Below are 16,727 nucleotides of genomic sequence, written 5' to 3' on the forward strand. Positions count from 1 at the left end.
TATCAGTTGTTCCATCAGATTTAAAATCCAAATAATTAACCTTATTTGCGCAAGTATTCTATAGCGACTTAAAGAGAGGCATCAATTATTTATGGCTGCATGTCCGAAACCGGACAATTAATATAAAACACTTTTCCAGGGAGAACAACACGCACAAAAAAAGAGATCGCTAAGAATATGGAAGTTGCTATGGAAAATTCCTAATGAATAGTCTCATAATAAAAACAACGAAACACACAAAATAAAAAAATACCAACAACACATAGACCTTATAATATTCCTGCCCAGACAGCGTCTATTTGACCGTTTCAAGCTGGATATGGAAATTTTTAATAATTTTTCAGCAAATGACGATGAAGAGAAAGTCATTAAAGCCCTGATCTATTTTTGTCGGCTCTCGGGGAGTCGTTGTATGGTTAGTGGAATTGACAGTCAATCTGACTATGATGAGCTGATCTCGATGGGAGTTGATGACTTTCAGGGGCCGATAATTTCTGAATCAAAGATGGAAGGCGATCTCACGCAATTGTTTATTCGTGGAGGTTAGTAAAATTATCATTCCTGAACCAGAATCAGCGGTACTGAAGGAATAGATTATCCTCCCGTGTTCGACGCTTCAGTAAGCGTTGAACACGTGCATTCTGTTCTTGATAGCTTTTTGAAATAATAAATTTTAACACGCCTGACTCGTCAGGCGTTTTGATATAAATCCCAACGATTCCCATAAATATCTTCAAAGACAACAACCATTCCGTATTCCTCTTCTCGGGGTTCTTCACAAAAGTGAACGCCAGCCGCTTTCATTGCGTGAAAATCCTGCCAGAAATTATCGGTTTGTAAAAAAAGAAAGACCCGGCCGCCGCATTGATTTCCAATAAAATCCTCCTGGCGAGGTGTTGACGCTTTTGCCAACAGAAGATGGGTATCGCTCTCTGCGTTTGGGCTAACGACCACCCAACGTTTTCCGGGTTGAGGAGTATCTTCAATCAGCGTGAAACCAAGCTTTTTAGTGTAATATTCAATAGCCAGATCGTAATCATCAACAACAATCGCCACATATCCCAGACATCTTTTTTTATTTCTCAAAGGACACCTCAACTTTTATATTTACAGTCCATTTAATATATAGCATATAGAATTTACAAACCAGCACATGACGATTAATTATTCATCATTGATTGATATAGGAATTTCGTCGTTATTAAATAAGAATATTGCACTGGCGTTTTCACATTTATAAATATTCTTGTTTATGCCTGGAGTCACATGCTAATCATTCTATAACGACAATCGTGGTTGTTTTCCGCTCATGTTACACAAGATAAGGGAAAAATGAGTTGGGTAGACTTCAGGAGATTTGAGTCTGGAGCGGGCGAAGGGAATCGAACCCTCGTATAGAGCTTGGGAAGCTCTCGTTAGTCCATCTCAACATTGTACATATTTTCGTACCTGATAGCGTGATCCTATAGGATCGTAATCATGGCTATCAAGAACAATCAGTATCTTTTTCAAAGTCATTGCGGGATCTGGGTTTTCCAAATCTTCGTACCAAAGTACATGCGCCACATATTCGACAACAAACGAGCCTGGAGAAAGTCCACCGGGACGAAGGATATCGACAAGGCGCGACACTTCAGAAATCACATGCTGATTGAGTTCAACAACCTGAAAGCGATGTTGAACCCTGATCGGGAAGATATCCGCATCCAGAATGCGCTCTCCGTCCTCCACTCCACTGTAAAACAGGCAAAGAGTGTACCAACGGCAATTGGCCCCGTCCCAACGCTGGCAACTGTCCGTGATGAATACATGACGGTTTATAGTGAACGCCGGGCATTCTCTACCCTAAGCAAATCAGCGAGGGCCGTAGAAGTGTTTCTCCAGAGTATTGGGAAAGTTGATATTGGTTTGAACAAGATCGGACGTAGGGCCGTCACAGACTTCATCGAGGGCCAACAATCGAAGCTAGCGCCTCAGACTATCCAGAACTGGCTAACCTCTTTAGGAAGCCTGTACGAGTTCGCCAAACGTCGATATGACGCAATCCCAGACAGTAACCCGTTTCACGGTCACAACCTCGAAGCACGGCGCACAATTGAAAGTTATCAACCGTTTGAAGCCGATCAACTGGTAACCCTTATCAGAGAAGCGGATGACGTTCTACGCGATGTCATATTGATTGGGCTGTATTCAGGAATGCGACTTGATGAGATCGCCAGCATCAAACGGGATGAAATTGTAATGTTGGAGGGTGTCAGATGTTTCTTTGTCAGCAAGTCCAAGACTGTAGCAGGGGTGCGGTACGTTCCGATCCACTCTCTTCTAATCGGCATTATTGATAAACATCTGGCAAATAACAGCGGAGAATATCTGCTGGCACAGTCAAACAATATCATTCGGAAGGATGGTAAACGGGGACCGTGGTACAGCCAGAAGTTCACCCGGCTACGTGACAGCACATTGCCCACAGCTACAGATCGGCAGTGTTTCCACAGCTTGCGGGGAATGTTCATCACCTGTTTAGACCGTGCAGGAGTACCAGAACAGCGGATCGGGGCCATCACCGGACACACAGAGCAGAAAGCGAAAACCGAAGCATTCAGGACGTACAGCAAAGGCGCGGGAATGGAAGAGCTATCGGGATATGTGGAGTTGGTAAGTTACGATAATATAGAGTAACAACATGGGGCAAGCCCTGCCCCTTTCACAATAAGAGAGTGTCGGAACATGGATTTACAAGATTGGGATAATGCCGTTTCTATAGCATCGAATGGCGTAACGGCAGCCGGAGTGATTATTGGTTTATGGTATGGCAGACGTAAAGTTAATGAGTTAATCAGTGCTAAGTTACATGAAGCATCATTTTCCTCTGCATTGTCTTTATATAATGAAATATCAGATCTGCGTGACAAATATGCAAAAATAAGATTATTGCTTAATTTCACATTAAGTACAATCAACAATTTAAACAGAGACCAACTACCGATTGATTTGGAAACTCATTTAAATCTTCAACGCTCTGGAATTGAGGCTTTTGAAGTCTCAATGATACTATCAAAATCTTTCACACGTGTTTGTAACCATAACGTCACAATCAAAAAAGATGCAATGGGAGTAATCCAAAAAGCACTGGATGCGGCTAACAAACTTACAAACGAGATTAATTTTTTCTTTAATTATGCCACGAAAGTAAATGATAACAAAATACCTACCACTGAGGATCTTGAATCGATGAAATTACATTACGAGAATATTACAACGTTCCAGCTATCCTATATACAAGCAAGCTCAGAATTTCAAAAAATATCGTTTAAAGATACTTTTATTTTTGAATAATGATCATTCAGTTTGGTCTTAGCTGCTGCTCGTAGTGAGCGATAGCCAACTCCCAACCTATCATGTATATGGGCATTAAGTGGGGTGGTGCGCCTGTGTGCAGGTCATAAATATAGCCGCTCTATTTTTAAGATTGCTAAAGCCAGTGGGACCCTGCCCTGTTGAGGTAGAAAATATCTTGAAGTTTGGTCAGATCTGCCAGGCAGCCAATCACCCCGCCCCCTGGGGCCTATGTGATTTTCGGGAAATATCAGGGCACCCCTCCCGGGTGGACTCCTGTGCGCCTCTCTGTGGCGTTATCTCCCTTTCTTCTATACAATCCCACAGCCCAACCCTTTCGACGTCTCAGAGGGCCGCATATTAGCTTGCAAATGATTATTGTAATTTTAGGTACTGTACACACATCCACTGCTGTATATATAACCATACCGTATTTAACATATTGCTGATTATACGATCCAGCTTAACAACCCTGTAACAGGTCTAACCTGTCAACTTTTGAAGGTTCCAACCTCCTAACCTCCTGTAGCGTCCTCTACAGACACAAAACCTAATCCCTGATCCTCGTTTCAATCTCACATTCCTGTATTTCCGATCCTCCTGTGAGTAACGCCGTTCACCTGTGGATAACTCCCACGCACTAACCCTATTTTCTACCCTTTCGAAGCGTCCGCCTCTTCAGGCCCTTTCTTGTGGCAAAAAAACATTTTGGGTTTGGGCGGTGGCTACCGCCCGGGGTTGTTGGGAATAGTTATCAGTATCACCCACAGATGAGAATCGCTCTCAATTGCAGGTTTTCGCGCTTTTGAATTTCTGAGAAAAAAATTATTTTGGGGTTAGAGTGAATTTTGTTACACACAGGCATAATGAATAGAAAATTGTTGCCACAAAATCAATGACATACATCCACTAAGGGAGCGACACCTGTACACTTTACAACCGTTTATCCCCATCTTTACGGGCCTTTATTAGGGCCACAGGTCCATTTGTGCTTCATTTACCGGGTATTTAATCCCTATTTAACGCCATTTAAATGGGGGTGTTTGCAACACAAAGAAAAGGGAGACCGGGACGGTCTCCCCTCCTCTTTTACTTTCGCTTTCGTCTGCCCTTTCGCGCTTGTCGCTTCTGTTCCTGAATATAAGCGGAGACTAAACTGATCATTACATTATCCCCCCGATAGATAATCCGTCACGCTCGCGTAACAGCCACACAGTCAATTCTGAGATGTCTTTTCCAGCCTTGTTGTGTCGCTTCCCATCACGCATGAATGACGCCACGTAATACCCCGGCTTACGTTCCATGATGCCTTTTGGCAACCCGGCGGGCTTTGGGGACCTCTTCCCTTTGGCACCCTCGGATCGAATCCTGCTAATTCGCGCTTTGGCCTCTTCAGGGGTCAACAGAGCGACGTTATCGACTGTAAAAGGCCCTTCAGGGTTAAGGAGTACGACCTTATGACCTTCCGGGATGTCTCCCACGGCTAACGTATAGATGACGTCAGCGATCGGCGTACACTGCCCGGCATAGGTGCTACAAATTGGGCGTTTGCGTTGGATAGATCCCACGGCGTTACCCTTACGCAGGATGCCGAACCGGGCAGACTTGGACAGGGTGAAACCTTCAGCGATGAGTTTTGCCCGAGACAAGATCATTATTTTGCCTCCTGGAAAAACTTGGAGGACAACACAGGCTTGTAACCTGTACGAGCATTGATTGGGCGGTTTTGTGGCTGTGTGGCGTTACTGGTAAAGCGGGAACGTGCTGAAAACATTGTGTGGCTCTCCTAATTCGATTAGGAGTAGTCACGGGCGGGGATTCTTTCCCCGGTCCCAACTCTAAGCGGTTGGGAACTTCATAATCTTATTTACTACTCATTGAATATCTAGTTTCTCATGCTTTTTTGCAAATTTCAAACCATAAGATAATAAATATGTCAACTTTTTATTTTCTGATTTGTGACAGATAACAAAAAGGGAGACCGTCTCTGGTCTCCCTTCTCCTCTGTTACTGCTGCCCTGCGGTCAGCATGTTAAGTGCTGCCTGATCGTTATGTTCAATCTCGGACCGGATAAGGTCTTTCACCTGTCCATCTTGGACCTTCACATTGATTTGTAGCGGGTCCTGCTTCACAACAACGGTTTGCGGCATCTGTACGCTTGAGACGTTCCCCAGTTTGGAGTGATCAAACGTTGGAACAGGCTTCACAGCCAAATCATGGAACGGCGCGACGGCTGGCAACCAATCAGGAACGGTGATCCCCTGCTTCTGGGTATTCTTCCCGCTGTAGCTGTCCGGCGTAATGTTCAGACCTTTACCACCATCACGGAAATTATCTTTCAGGGTTTCCCAGGCGTTATGGAATAAACCGCCCTCCGTGTGGGTCCTCTGGGTTGGGTTGCTTGACCCGGTGTAATGCTCCGCTTTATCGGCGGGTGTATTCTCCTGATTTAGATCAGGCAGTAGCGAGGTTAACCATTTGAAGGCATGGGCCATCAGGTTGGCAACGTCCCCGGCAACATTCCCCAATAGATGTACAACAGGAGTTAGGTTTTCAAAGGCTTGTTGTAGCTCCTTGCTTGAGCTGAAAGAATCCGCAAATCCGAGTGTAAAATTATCAGCTAAACCATCGGCGGCTTTACTGATAACCATGAAACCCCCTTGCAACTGTTTGATCTGTTCGCGCTGGGCATCATTCAGATACAAAGAGGAGTTTTTAACACTGTTTAGAGCATCGGCGGCGATCTGCCCGTTTTCATCAAAGGCTTTTAGCGTCTTCGAACCATCATCAATAAATTCCCCAAAGAGAGTTAATTCCCCTGTGGTCAATTTGTATTGCTTCTGAAGTTCGCGGAGGTATGACAGATACCCTACAAAGTCAACGGATTGTAGACGCTTCAGGACCTTATCACCTGCGCCCTTTTGCTTGGACTCCACAAGGTTGATGACGTCTGACAGTTCACCGCCGCCGGAGTATGTGCGGTTGCCCTGCTTATCTGTCTTGAATTGCCCAAGAGACAGATCGCCCTGCTTGTCCCGGTAGTCGATAAGCTGTTGGTTGAGCTTATCGAGTGACAGATCCGCGCCCCGGCTGTTAGCTGCCAGCACAATGGCGTCCGCATTGGTGGATGACACCCCGTTATCTTTCAGGGCTGTATAATCGCGCTGACGCTCGAATGAATCACGGAGAACCTCCGCCGTTTTGTGGGCGGCTGCTGCAAATGCCAAAAGGCCCCCGGCGGCAATAGCTGTTGGTCCGCTTAATGCCCTGCCAATTCCAAAGGCTACACCCTCCCCGGTTAACGCTGCGCCTCCAAAGAATCCGCCCCCCTTGCGCCCTGCTCCAAAGTTCCCGCCGTGGGTCCGTACATTAGCCATACGGCGACGTAGCCGCGCTTGCTTCTGGAGTTCCTGGGTAATCTTGCGTAGCTCGAAACGGGTTTCTTGAGCGTTCAGGGTTTCTTTAGCTTGCTGATCCGCAACACGGCGCATCTTCAGGATAGCTTCCGTCCGCTCCGCATTGGTCAGGCCCTCAATATTCTGGATCTTGAATGCTTCAGATCGGATAGTCAGATAACGTCTACGAGCGTAATCGAGGCGGCGCTTCTCAGCTTTCCCCGCTTCACGGGCGAGCCTTGCCTCCTCCTTTTTAGCCTGGCGCATAGCCTGCGCTGCTGCTTTCGCTGCGTTAGCCTTAGACTCTGGAGAGTGGGCATTGATCAGACCCTGTACGGTGGGCACCATCTCGGCGGCTGTTGGTAACGGCTGGCGGACACGTGGCCCACGTTGCCCGGCGAAGCGTTTACCTAGTTCACGTTGTAGCTTGCTTTCAGCACGTAGCTGGTCCGCCGTTTCTTTTTTCCGCTGCGTGGCTGTCTTAGCGGAGATCGCCCTTTCTTTCTCTTTCGCTGCGTTCAGCTTGTTCTGTGACTGTAGCCGTTTAGCCTCCAGATTGTTGGCTTGGATGATGGCTTTACTATTATCCAGTTGTTGGCGGCTGCGGGACTTAACTTTCTCGTTTACTTTGTCCCATTCCTTGCCGACCTGTTTGATCTTGTCAACCGTGCGTTGATAGCTCCCCTTGTCCACATCAAATGTGGTGCGGTTCACAACTTTAGTGACGATCACGTTATTACTTGCCATAGGGCATCCTTAGCCCATCAAGGGCAGATAATGAAAGAGGTGTGAAAGAGTCAGAAAGATGTGTAAGAGTACGAAAAGCGACCAGACAGCCACCTTCCAACTGATTAAAAAGTAGTCTTGCATGAATTTATTCAGAGAGAAAACCCAGCAATGGCGCGGGCTGTAGAGCAATTTGATTTAGGGAACAAAAAGAGCGTGAATAAAATTATTCAGTGCTTAGGCGGGCTATGCCGCCCGCCTGGAGGAGGTGATCACGGTCCGCAACTGCTGACGCCCGGCGCGGATAATCTTGCGTACTCGGGTCATATTAGTGCCCAGACGGTAAACCGGGTTAGCCACATAGCGAGGCGCTCTGAGATTAGCCAGCACCTGATCGTATGGAAGCATCTGATCCACAAGGTAGCGGGCCGGGTTGACTCGTGAAAGCGTCTCCACAGTCTTGACGTTGATCCCCAACATCTCACCAATCATCTGATCCGGGAGATTGTCCGCTTTCATCTGCTGAATCATCACGGCTTTCTCAGGTAGAGTTAGCGGGACCTTCTGATACTTGATCGGGTTGTATTCGCGCTTCATTTTCAGCGCATACGCAAGCGACACATTGAACGCCGCACAGATTGCCTTAGCCGAATGACCCATCACGGCGGCTCTTTTAATCTGGACGATTTGATCCGGCGTCAGTCTCTTTTCATCCATCGGGGGCCGTGGCTTGTTGGTTGCCAGCTTCAGAGAGAGGGCGGCGATCGCTGCTTCCTCTTCCGGGGTTAATGCTTTCACTTCAGTTGTGATAATGCTCAAGAGAATCTCCTATCAGGGGGTTGACTTCACACTGGGAATTTGACAGAATACGGATAATGGGGAAGATACATTGAAATTTTAACGAATCAAAAGGCCGGGTCTAAATCCCAATCCCTGGATGGCTCCTTGATTTCCCCTCGTGGGTAAGCAAAGGCCGGGACAATGTCCGCCACCTCCTCGACCTGCTGATCCACCGTCTCCACCTTCTTACTGTAAACATCCACCAACGTGATCGGCGCTTCAGGTCCTGGCGTTGCTGGCACAATCTCCGGCGCTTCAGGCGCTCCTGTAGGCTCCGCCGTAGGGTTGCACTCCTCCACAGCCTCCGGGGCCTTAGCGGGCCGCTGTGGACGTGTAGCGGACGGTTTAGGCGTAGGCGCTGCTTCTTCCGTGTTAGCCTCGACAATAGGCAGGCATACCAACAGATCCACATCATGCGGGCCACGTCCGACACACTCAATCAGACCTGCCTTTTTCAAAGCGCCGATCACGTTGCGGGCCGTTCTCAGTGAGCACATGAGAAAATCAGCTAATTCCGCCTGACCAAAAGCGGACGGCATCCCCTGCTTAACGTGACCGTTAGCCATACGCTGATCACGGTTGAATGAAGCGATCAGGTCGTATGTCAGAACCATCTCTAAGGAGACTTTTACGCCGTTGTACGTTTTCAAGCGGCGCAAGGTTCGGGACGTTTTCACAAAGTCTTTAGAATACAGCTTATTTAGAAATTCGGGCGCTGCTGCGGTCATCTTCAAAATCTCCCTTAACGGATTCACATTCAACTGTGTCTAAAAAATTAACGAGTGCTTTACGGATAATTGCATGGGCTGATCCATGCTCACGGGTGCGGGCAAGTTCAAACAGGCGATCCGCTACATCCTGTGGAAATTCAATTTTCATAAGTCAATCCCCTGTAATTCTGCGATGTCTTCCCCACTCAAGGAGAGACCAAAGAAACATGACCACCATGACGCCGGGGCCGTTATCGCCGGATTACCCAGCGTCACCCTTCTGGACGGCTCCACCTGTAACAACATGCTGTAGATGTCATCGTAAAGGCCCGGCATAGATTCATCATCCCGGATCGCCTTGACCACCTCAGAGGCAAACCCGGCCAGGTGTGGACTCCCTGAAAGATCCGTAAACTGGTACATCATACTGATCCCCTCCAACTGTTAATTAGTGAACAATGATCGGTAACTCACCCGTGATTTTTTCAAAGTGATCCATAGAGAAAAGCATCAGGTATGTCATCACCTCGTCAAATTCAACGGGCACACCCTTAGCCTCAAATAACGATTGGAACGCGATCACCACAGAGGCTTGCAGGTCCGTAGACTGTGACGCATACGCCGCTACGGTAGCTTTGAGCGCTAAAGCTTTCTCTGCGTCCATGCCGTCAAAGTTGGCGGCTAATCGTTTGGACTGACGCAGGACAGCACTGGCGCTGTTGCTGGTTAGCTTCAGTGCCTGCGTGATGGCTTCAACCTCTTCAGTGCGGCCCTGTGCTTTAAAGCGGCTCCTGTACTGCTCCAGTGTCCGGCGTGTAATGTCCCGCTGATCAATGCGGTTCACCATGTCGTTAACATCAGTGTAAGAATTGTATGAACCCATGCTTGCAACGCTCCTTTGAATGTGTAATACTAATATTGGGAAACTATGCCAATTATGATGACTCGTCATCATTTAATCTATTTTACACCATAAATCAAGAAACCGCAACAAATTTGTTGATTTTTGTATAATTCGTCACAGAAGGCTCTGTAAAGCTCTCAGAGGGCCGGAGGGCGTTAGTGGGGTGTTTCCCTGTCTACGCAGGAGAAAGCGCCACAGCGGCGCGTTTAGGTGGGTTCCTGTGGGTTATGGTTCTGTACTGTGTGTATCACTTTGTACCGGGCCGGGGACCCGCCGCCCAGAGGTCACCTTCACATCGTTCCGGTGTTCCCAAAGAGGCAGAAAAGCACTCGCTGGAGCGAGTTCTGTTCTGCTTTCCCAAAACTGGGGGAGTCACATCAGGGATGTTTTCCCCCAATACGGGAACCGGGTTCCCTGTCTAAAGAGTGTGATCTCTTGATTGTTCAATCAATAATTACTCACACTCTCTTTAAGGTCTTGACCTGGCCCCTAAGGGCGCAAGCCCTCTTATCAGAAGGTGTGTTAATAAGGGTTCATCTTATTAATCTTATAGTAGGCAGATTTTGCCTGACTTCGGTTATTAGCTTAGGCAGATTTTGCCTGACTTTAGAAGTTAGGCAGGGATTACCGGATCGGTAAGTTAGGCAGATTTTGCCTAAGCTGCCCTACCGGGTCCATATTGACCCCGGTTCAATCCTCCGATAGGTACGCCAATCTGACATACCCCGGAAAATATTTCCGCCCCAGGAGTGAGCCTCAACAGGCGAGACTCACATTGTGGAAAAAGGCCCCCGGCCCTAAAACCTGGTAAGCCCGAAGGGCGAGAAGGTTTTAAGATCATATAATAACGAATGAAATAATTAATTGTGTAAACAATTAGTTATTGAATGAAGTTGTTATATAAGATCAATAAGACGGACCCGGAGGGCGAGCGGAGCGAGGTCTTAGATCTTACTATAGTATTATGTGCCTCTGGGGGCACGTGGGTAAGGTTTTATTCTTACTTCATGTGTCTTTGGGGGCTACCTACTTTGTTGTACAAAGTGACAACATGGACACGCCCCCGGCCCTGAGTCAGACCACCTGTAAACCCAACCCAATCACTCTACAACCCCACTCAATACACATCCCGCTGTGGAAGTCAACAGATAAATGCAATAATTATTGCAATTCTGGGTAATCCATTGTAAAATATAGACATAGCGTGATTAGTGGTGAGTCTCCAGAATCGCCGTTTTGCAACTCATCGCGTCGCGCTGTGTACAGAGCAAGGGTCTTAGCCAACCCGTCAGGATCTGTACGAGTGACCCGGGCGGACTTCTCCCCCGCCCTGGTTCCTCACCCTGTGTACCTTGTCCGCCAATTGCAGGATACACAGTGTGCGGTCCTCTCCAGATTGTCACGCGAGATCTCCTTATCTCAAAAGCCTTAACCGTTCCGGGGGTGGTTCCCTGGTTGCGGTGATAAACCGTTTACGGTTTCCGGCGTGTTTCAGTTCACGCCGTTTTCCTCTGGTGTCTCGTCTGGTGAGTCACCACAGGAAAACCTAAAACAATAAAATCTCCTCTTATTAAGTCCACCCGGTCACCTTCCCGGGTTCTTTTTTGTGTGGGTATTTGCCAAAAGGTTGGCGCTATTGGCGTGACGCCGCCAGGGGCGGCAAGTATCCACACAAAAAGGATGATTCCTTCCCTACCCTAGAGGGTGAGAGAGAGCCAGGAACGAAGAGAGGCGGCAGGATAGCCGCCTTTTCTTTTATCCAACGTGCCCACGGCATGATCCACGGCCTCCCATCTTCAACCAATTCCGGCCCGCCGTTCTGGCTGTCCTGATATCCGGTGCGACGCCGGATCACCTGTGGACTCTCTCCACGTCTAAAACCCTCCTCAAGGAAAATTCAATGAATGCTTCTCCTCGTTACCCTGTGACTCAGGGTGATGTAATCGTGAATTACGCAAGTTCACTTTTTGACCGTACCGAAGTAACCGCCCCGGATGGTCTCCCGGCAGATGTCCATTGTGGTGACATTCTGGACGGCAAAACTTTTGCCCTGTATGACTCCGCCGCCGCTGACGCTGGCAAGCCGATCATTAACCTGTCCAACATGGACGCCGACGGCAAGCCCAAAACGCTGGTTATTGTGGATCGCCACGTAGTGATCACGGATTTCTATCTGAAAGCCAAAGATGACGCCTCCAAGAAAGCCGCATTAGAAGCGCTGACCGCATCCGGTGATATTCGCCTGACTGTAAATTCTGATTTCCGTAAATCTCAAGGAGCGTAATCACATGGCTGTGGATTTCAAAAGTTTTGAACGTCTCGACACCGTAGCGGCTATCAAGTCCGTTCCGGCTGGTAATCACCTGATCTCTGATCTGGGTATCTTCACTGGTGTTAACTCCACTACTCCACGTGCTCAGGTTGTGGACATTGTGGAAAGCCAGGTTGCAGAGCTTGAGCAGGTTTCACGCTACGGCACCGAAGTAAACGCCATCAAGATGGATAAAACCATTTTGCGTGATCAGGAGCTGCCGCATTACGCGACTGAAGCGGATGTGAAAACCGAAGATTGGCAATCTCTGGTAAGCCCGGCAAACCCGGATCAGGCTCAGGCGGTTGCGTCTGTCATTGCCGCTAAATCCGTGCGTATGCGTGATCACCACCTGGAGACCGTAGAGGCGACCCTTGCCCGCGCCCTGTTCCAACAGAAAGCGAAAGCGGCTAAGACAAACGATGGTGACGTCGATTTCAATGTCGTATTCGACACCGCCCCGCTTGACTTTGAACTGGACGGATCAGCATCAGCCAACGTCTATGCACAGCTTGCGAAGATTCGCCGCATGTTGGTTAAAGAGTACGGCGCATCCCGTGCTTATCTGGATAAGTTCTTCGTGTTCTGTTCCCCGGATCTGTATGACGCTCTGGCGGGTCATCCCGAGGTGACAAGCCTGATCACCAATAAGGTCGCAGAGGCCGCACGTGGTGCGCTGATCCCGGTTAACACAGCAGGCTATGACAGCTTCAGCATTGGCAACATGACTTTCATTCTGGCGGACGATGACCGCTACGAGATTGAAGAGGGTTCCGGCCTGTTCGTTCCTAAGTTCTCCAGTGCTGATCGTAACCCGTTCAAACTGGTGCGCGGCCCGGCTTCCCGTAATCAGGATATTGCCGCTAAAGGCGTGATCAGCCCGTACTACCAGAAAGTGATGGTTGACCGTTACAACATGGTAACCATCCATCAGGAATCAAGTCATATTCCTCTGGTACTGCGTCCGTCCTACCTGCTCAACGTTAAGTTGAAGTAAGGCAGCAAGTAACAGACTTTCAGTAACAGACTTTAAGCCCTGGCATTGCTGGGGCTTTTTACCATTTGAGGTGAGTAGTGAAGATTAGCCTTAACATTCCAGCCTTGGGAGAGGTGTACACCTCAACCAATGCCGACGTGATCAACCGTTCAGCCCTGGCGCGTAAGTTGGGGATCGATCAGGTGTCTCTATGCCGCTATGAAAAACAGTACGGCTTTGAGCGAGCGTTAAAAATTATGTTGGAGAAAAAGAAACTCCGGCAGATTATTGGGAAGTAATAAAAATTCAACGGGCTAGCCTTTATGGGCTAGCCTTTTTTATTGGTTGGGGCCTGTAGCGTAAAGGTTATATAAAGGGGAAAACAATTCCCTTCATGGAGGGGCAAAAGAACAAAAATCATTATTGTCTTTGTTGATGATAGCCTTTCGAACATTCGATCATATAATTAAACATTTCTGCCAACATTCTATCTTTAGATACCTCTACTTTTTGTATTTTCTGATGACTTCCAGATGTAAGCTGTGAGTTCAATCTTGTAGTGCGGGCATCATAGTAATTTTCACCAGGATAAAATACATAGTGAAAGATAAAACCTTCAGCTATAAAATACCATCCAATCCCATTGATACTTTCAATCTCACCAAAAGCAAAGTTCGTGAGGACCGATTTGATGACATGATCAGGAATATTGCCAGTGCTATCAACAATCCGTAGCACTCTAATCTTGATAAAATTATCAATTTTAACCTGACTCTTATTATTAAACCTAACAATGTTATTTTTAATGCAGTGCCTCATCATCTCTCCAAAATCAGGATTCCCTACCACCGAAGAATAATGCAGGTCTATAGCATTAGAGGCTCTCCATAGTATGGATAATAGAAATAGATAAAAGCGCTTGTAATCGAAGTTGCTAATAATAATGTGATCAGAGTTCTTTCTAATGTTGTGAGGGTTTCTTAGCAATCTGATCCCATAAGACTCGTATTGACCACTAAGAAATTGTTCGCATTCAAAACATAGCATTGGTTCTTTAGGATCTAAATTTTCTCTTCTTGGTTCCCTTCCTTTTTGCATAGAGATAACTTGACCGCCGTTTCCTTTTGCTTTGTTAAAGAAACTTCTAGGGATACTGTGTGATTCCTGAAGTTCTTTTGCTTCAAGACATAACTTACAAACACCATCCATAAAACCTCCTATACCTCATAATTGAAATTCAAGATTTTGACTAATATTTCTCTTCATTCATTAAACTTCTGAGATGGCGTAACTCATTTGTACAGCTTCGTGCCTCTCTTACTTCGTTTTCTAACATAACTATTGAGGGTTCTGCCGATTCATCCTCAAAAATTTTTTCTGTTAGACTAACAACCCTAAATAATGTCCATCCAGAAATAATAGCAAGATCTAGGAGTGGCTCTTCGATATAGGCATCGCCTGTTCTTTTATTCCTAAGTTCACCATGCCATCTTGGATTTCTCATGAATGAAGGCTTATCACCCAGCGGTAATAAATATCCATGAACCAAACTATTCCTATAATCAGCCAAATCAATAGCAGCGAGAGAAGCAAGATTTAAGACTGTATTACATTCATTGCTAAGTTTATCATTACCATTTCCCAAATACTCGAACCATTTATCAGATGGCAATTTTTCGGTAAAGGGCCTAACTCCTTTTACATCAATCTCTCTCAGAGTCCATAAGGCACGCTCCAAAGTTGTTTCAAACTGACCATAACAAACAACAAAAGCCCCGATCTTCATTAATCTTTCTGGGGTTAAGTGTAATGCAATGAATCGACTGATAACTTTAAATGATTCTTCCTCGTAATTTTTAACCATAGTGCCGTCCTTTGATCCATACAGGTGCTTAACATCACATGAAATTTTTTATGATTTTACAACTAACTAGGTCACAGACAATAGCATCCATAAAGCCCCGTTAGTGGTAAGGAGACAAGTGAAGCCGTTAGGCGACTGCATCAGATTGTCAGAGGGATCACACCTTATCAGGGTGCTCGTGTACCGTTAGGAGCGTGAGCGAAGCGCTGGCAGAGCCGGATCTGTAGCTACCGGGGCATTACCACTATTCACCTGTTTACGTGGCTTATAGGGCCACACATCGGGCTTAAATGCGTGTGATCAATCTGTTTGGGAGTTGTGCCAGGTATGCGGCTTTTTGTTCGTTGTTGTGCTGTCGCGGTAAGAACGTGGAACCACCGCCAGCGTGATGGTATGCTCCCTTGTACCACAGACCAATCACGCGACAGGTGCGGGCGTAGAACAATGGGTAGTTTAAGTTGTACCTGCTTTAGCGGGGCAACGTAACTAACTGATAAATCGTAATTTATTGATTTATCAGGAGACTGGAGCGGGCGAAGGGAATCGAACCCTCGTATAGAGCTTGGGAAGCTCTCGTTCTACCATTGAACTACGCCCGCTTTGGAGTGCGTAAGGCATTATAAACCTTACGCTCTTGTTGGCAAGGGACAGACCTGCTGACTGGCGATTAATTCGCCGTCAGCATTTCGGTTTGCTACCCTGCGGCGGCAGGTAACGCAGCGGGTCGATGGCCGTCGCGCGGTAGCGAATCTGGAAGTGCAACCGCACCGAGGCCGCATCAGTACTGCCCATCGTGGCGATTTTCTGTCCTGCCTTCACGCTTTGTCCGTTATTCACCAGTAACGTATCGTTGTGGGCGTAGGCGGTAATGTAATCTTCACTGTGTTTGATCATAATGAGATTACCGTAACCCCGCAGTTGGTTGCCCACGTAGACCACCTTCCCAGCTCCGGCGGCATAAACTGGCGTACCACGGGCAGCGGAAATGTCGATCCCTTTGTTGCCCCCATCCGCGGTGGAATAAGGCAATATCACCTTACCGCTGGCAGGCCATCGCCAACAACGCTGACCTACTGGCGGCCAGGACGATTGCGGCACAGAAGATGACGGTCTGGCGGCGGCTGTTTTGGTCGTCGACTTTTTAGTGGATTTCGATGAGACCGTTTTCGAACCAGCGAGCTTCAGCTTTTGCCCAACTTCAATGGTGTACGGCGGCGAAATGCCGTTCAGACGCGCAAGGTCTTTGACGCTGGTACCGGTCGTGCGTGAAATACGATAAAGGGTATCCCCCCGTTTGACGGTATAAACGGCGCCAGAATCAGACGATTTGCTCCCCGAGCAGCCCACGACAAGCAATCCCGCACAAAGCAGCATGGCAATACCCAGGCTATTTTTCTTCAGGCGTCCTGCGCTCAAAACCGTTCCTCGCAATATTCACAGACGCCATATGATAGCAGCCATAATCCGGATGCCAAATTTATTGAATCGGTAAGTACCATCACGGATCGCCTGATAAACGCTATCACCACCGCTTAGCGTGTATCACAATGAGTTGATTAAACTCATAATGATACGCAGAGTGCTCATCGCTAAAGGTCGGAACCCTCTCCCGACAGGCCATATTATTATCTCCGTCACACTTCCCTTTTCTCGCGGCTCAACTT

At 47.4% G+C, this 16,727-nt stretch carries 17 protein-coding genes and 1 tRNA gene; 6 read left to right on the top strand and 12 right to left on the bottom strand.

Annotated features, from left to right (window positions below; translation table 11 throughout):
- Positions 1-319: 319 nt before the first annotated feature.
- Positions 320-547: an EAL domain-containing protein gene (locus tag AL479_RS04700; protein WP_105291722.1), complete on the top strand. Its 228-nt coding sequence runs from the start codon at positions 320-322 to the stop codon at positions 545-547.
- A 143-nt stretch (positions 548-690) separates the two neighbouring features.
- Here AL479_RS04700 and AL479_RS04705 read toward each other — a convergent pair whose 3' ends face one another.
- Entirely contained in the window at positions 691-1,086 is a 396-nt protein-coding gene (locus AL479_RS04705; protein WP_061075243.1) for a VOC family protein, read from the bottom strand.
- Between the two features lie 393 nt (positions 1,087-1,479).
- Here AL479_RS04705 and AL479_RS04710 point away from each other — a divergent pair, with 393 nt between their 5' ends.
- Together AL479_RS04710 and AL479_RS04715 are read left to right on the top strand one after the other, a co-directional pair.
- Positions 1,480-2,679 (top strand): tyrosine-type recombinase/integrase, encoded by a 1,200-nt coding sequence (locus tag AL479_RS04710; RefSeq protein ID WP_061075244.1) that lies wholly within the window; start codon positions 1,480-1,482, stop codon positions 2,677-2,679.
- A gap of 48 nt (positions 2,680-2,727) precedes the next feature.
- A complete protein-coding gene (locus AL479_RS04715; RefSeq protein ID WP_061075245.1) occupies positions 2,728-3,336 on the top strand; it encodes a hypothetical protein in 609 nt (202 codons plus the stop codon).
- A gap of 1,163 nt (positions 3,337-4,499) precedes the next feature.
- Here AL479_RS04715 and AL479_RS04720 read toward each other — a convergent pair.
- From AL479_RS04720 to AL479_RS04750, 7 genes are all read right to left on the bottom strand, one after another.
- Positions 4,500-4,991 carry a hypothetical protein gene (locus tag AL479_RS04720; RefSeq protein ID WP_061075246.1) on the bottom strand — a complete coding sequence of 164 codons (492 nt, stop codon included), beginning with the start codon at positions 4,989-4,991 and terminating at the stop codon, positions 4,500-4,502.
- A 352-nt stretch (positions 4,992-5,343) separates the two neighbouring features.
- Positions 5,344-7,479 (bottom strand): hypothetical protein, encoded by a 2,136-nt coding sequence (locus AL479_RS04725; protein WP_225851880.1) that lies wholly within the window; start codon positions 7,477-7,479, stop codon positions 5,344-5,346.
- Between the two features lie 225 nt (positions 7,480-7,704).
- A complete protein-coding gene (locus tag AL479_RS04730; protein WP_061075247.1) occupies positions 7,705-8,277 on the bottom strand; it encodes a hypothetical protein in 573 nt (190 codons plus the stop codon).
- A gap of 86 nt (positions 8,278-8,363) precedes the next feature.
- Positions 8,364-9,026 (bottom strand): hypothetical protein, encoded by a 663-nt coding sequence (locus tag AL479_RS04735; protein ID WP_061075248.1) that lies wholly within the window; start codon positions 9,024-9,026, stop codon positions 8,364-8,366.
- Positions 8,995-9,177 carry a hypothetical protein gene (locus AL479_RS04740; protein ID WP_014885120.1) on the bottom strand — a complete coding sequence of 61 codons (183 nt, stop codon included), beginning with the start codon at positions 9,175-9,177 and terminating at the stop codon, positions 8,995-8,997. The genes AL479_RS04735 and AL479_RS04740 overlap by 32 nt, the downstream gene beginning before the upstream one ends.
- Positions 9,174-9,434: a hypothetical protein gene (locus tag AL479_RS04745; RefSeq protein WP_061075249.1), complete on the bottom strand. Its 261-nt coding sequence runs from the start codon at positions 9,432-9,434 to the stop codon at positions 9,174-9,176. Before AL479_RS04745 ends, AL479_RS04740 begins: the two co-directional genes overlap by 4 nt.
- 22 nt (positions 9,435-9,456) lie before the next feature.
- Entirely contained in the window at positions 9,457-9,891 is a 435-nt protein-coding gene (locus tag AL479_RS04750) for a hypothetical protein (RefSeq protein WP_061075250.1), read from the bottom strand.
- A gap of 1,921 nt (positions 9,892-11,812) precedes the next feature.
- Here AL479_RS04750 and AL479_RS04755 point away from each other — a divergent pair.
- The 3 genes from AL479_RS04755 to AL479_RS04765 all read left to right on the top strand — a co-directional run bounded on the left by AL479_RS04755 (position 11,813) and on the right by AL479_RS04765 (position 13,498).
- On the top strand, positions 11,813-12,196 hold the full coding sequence (locus AL479_RS04755; RefSeq protein WP_061075251.1) for a hypothetical protein: 384 nt from the start codon (positions 11,813-11,815) through the stop codon (positions 12,194-12,196).
- Between the two features lie 4 nt (positions 12,197-12,200).
- Positions 12,201-13,220, top strand: a complete 1,020-nt coding sequence (locus tag AL479_RS04760; RefSeq protein ID WP_061075252.1) for a major capsid protein — start codon at positions 12,201-12,203, stop codon at positions 13,218-13,220.
- A gap of 77 nt (positions 13,221-13,297) precedes the next feature.
- On the top strand, positions 13,298-13,498 hold the full coding sequence (locus AL479_RS04765) for a hypothetical protein (protein ID WP_000703563.1): 201 nt from the start codon (positions 13,298-13,300) through the stop codon (positions 13,496-13,498).
- Positions 13,499-13,619: 121 nt separating this feature from the next.
- Here AL479_RS04765 and AL479_RS04770 read toward each other — a convergent pair whose 3' ends face one another.
- From AL479_RS04770 to actS, 4 genes are all read right to left on the bottom strand, one after another.
- A complete protein-coding gene (locus tag AL479_RS04770; RefSeq protein WP_061075253.1) occupies positions 13,620-14,408 on the bottom strand; it encodes a hypothetical protein in 789 nt (262 codons plus the stop codon).
- Positions 14,409-14,448: 40 nt separating this feature from the next.
- Positions 14,449-15,063: a hypothetical protein gene (locus tag AL479_RS04775; protein WP_000240517.1), complete on the bottom strand. Its 615-nt coding sequence runs from the start codon at positions 15,061-15,063 to the stop codon at positions 14,449-14,451.
- Positions 15,064-15,588: 525 nt separating this feature from the next.
- Positions 15,589-15,662, bottom strand: a tRNA-Gly gene (locus AL479_RS04780).
- Between the two features lie 79 nt (positions 15,663-15,741).
- The gene (actS, locus tag AL479_RS04785; protein ID WP_061075254.1) at positions 15,742-16,479 is read right to left on the bottom strand and encodes an amidase activator ActS; all 738 of its coding nucleotides are present in this window, start codon (positions 16,477-16,479) and stop codon (positions 15,742-15,744) included.
- Between the last annotated feature and the right edge of the window lie 248 nt (positions 16,480-16,727).

Origin of the sequence: Citrobacter amalonaticus (assembly GCF_001559075.2) — a bacterium.
Classification (GTDB): domain Bacteria; phylum Pseudomonadota; class Gammaproteobacteria; order Enterobacterales; family Enterobacteriaceae; genus Citrobacter_A; species Citrobacter_A amalonaticus_F.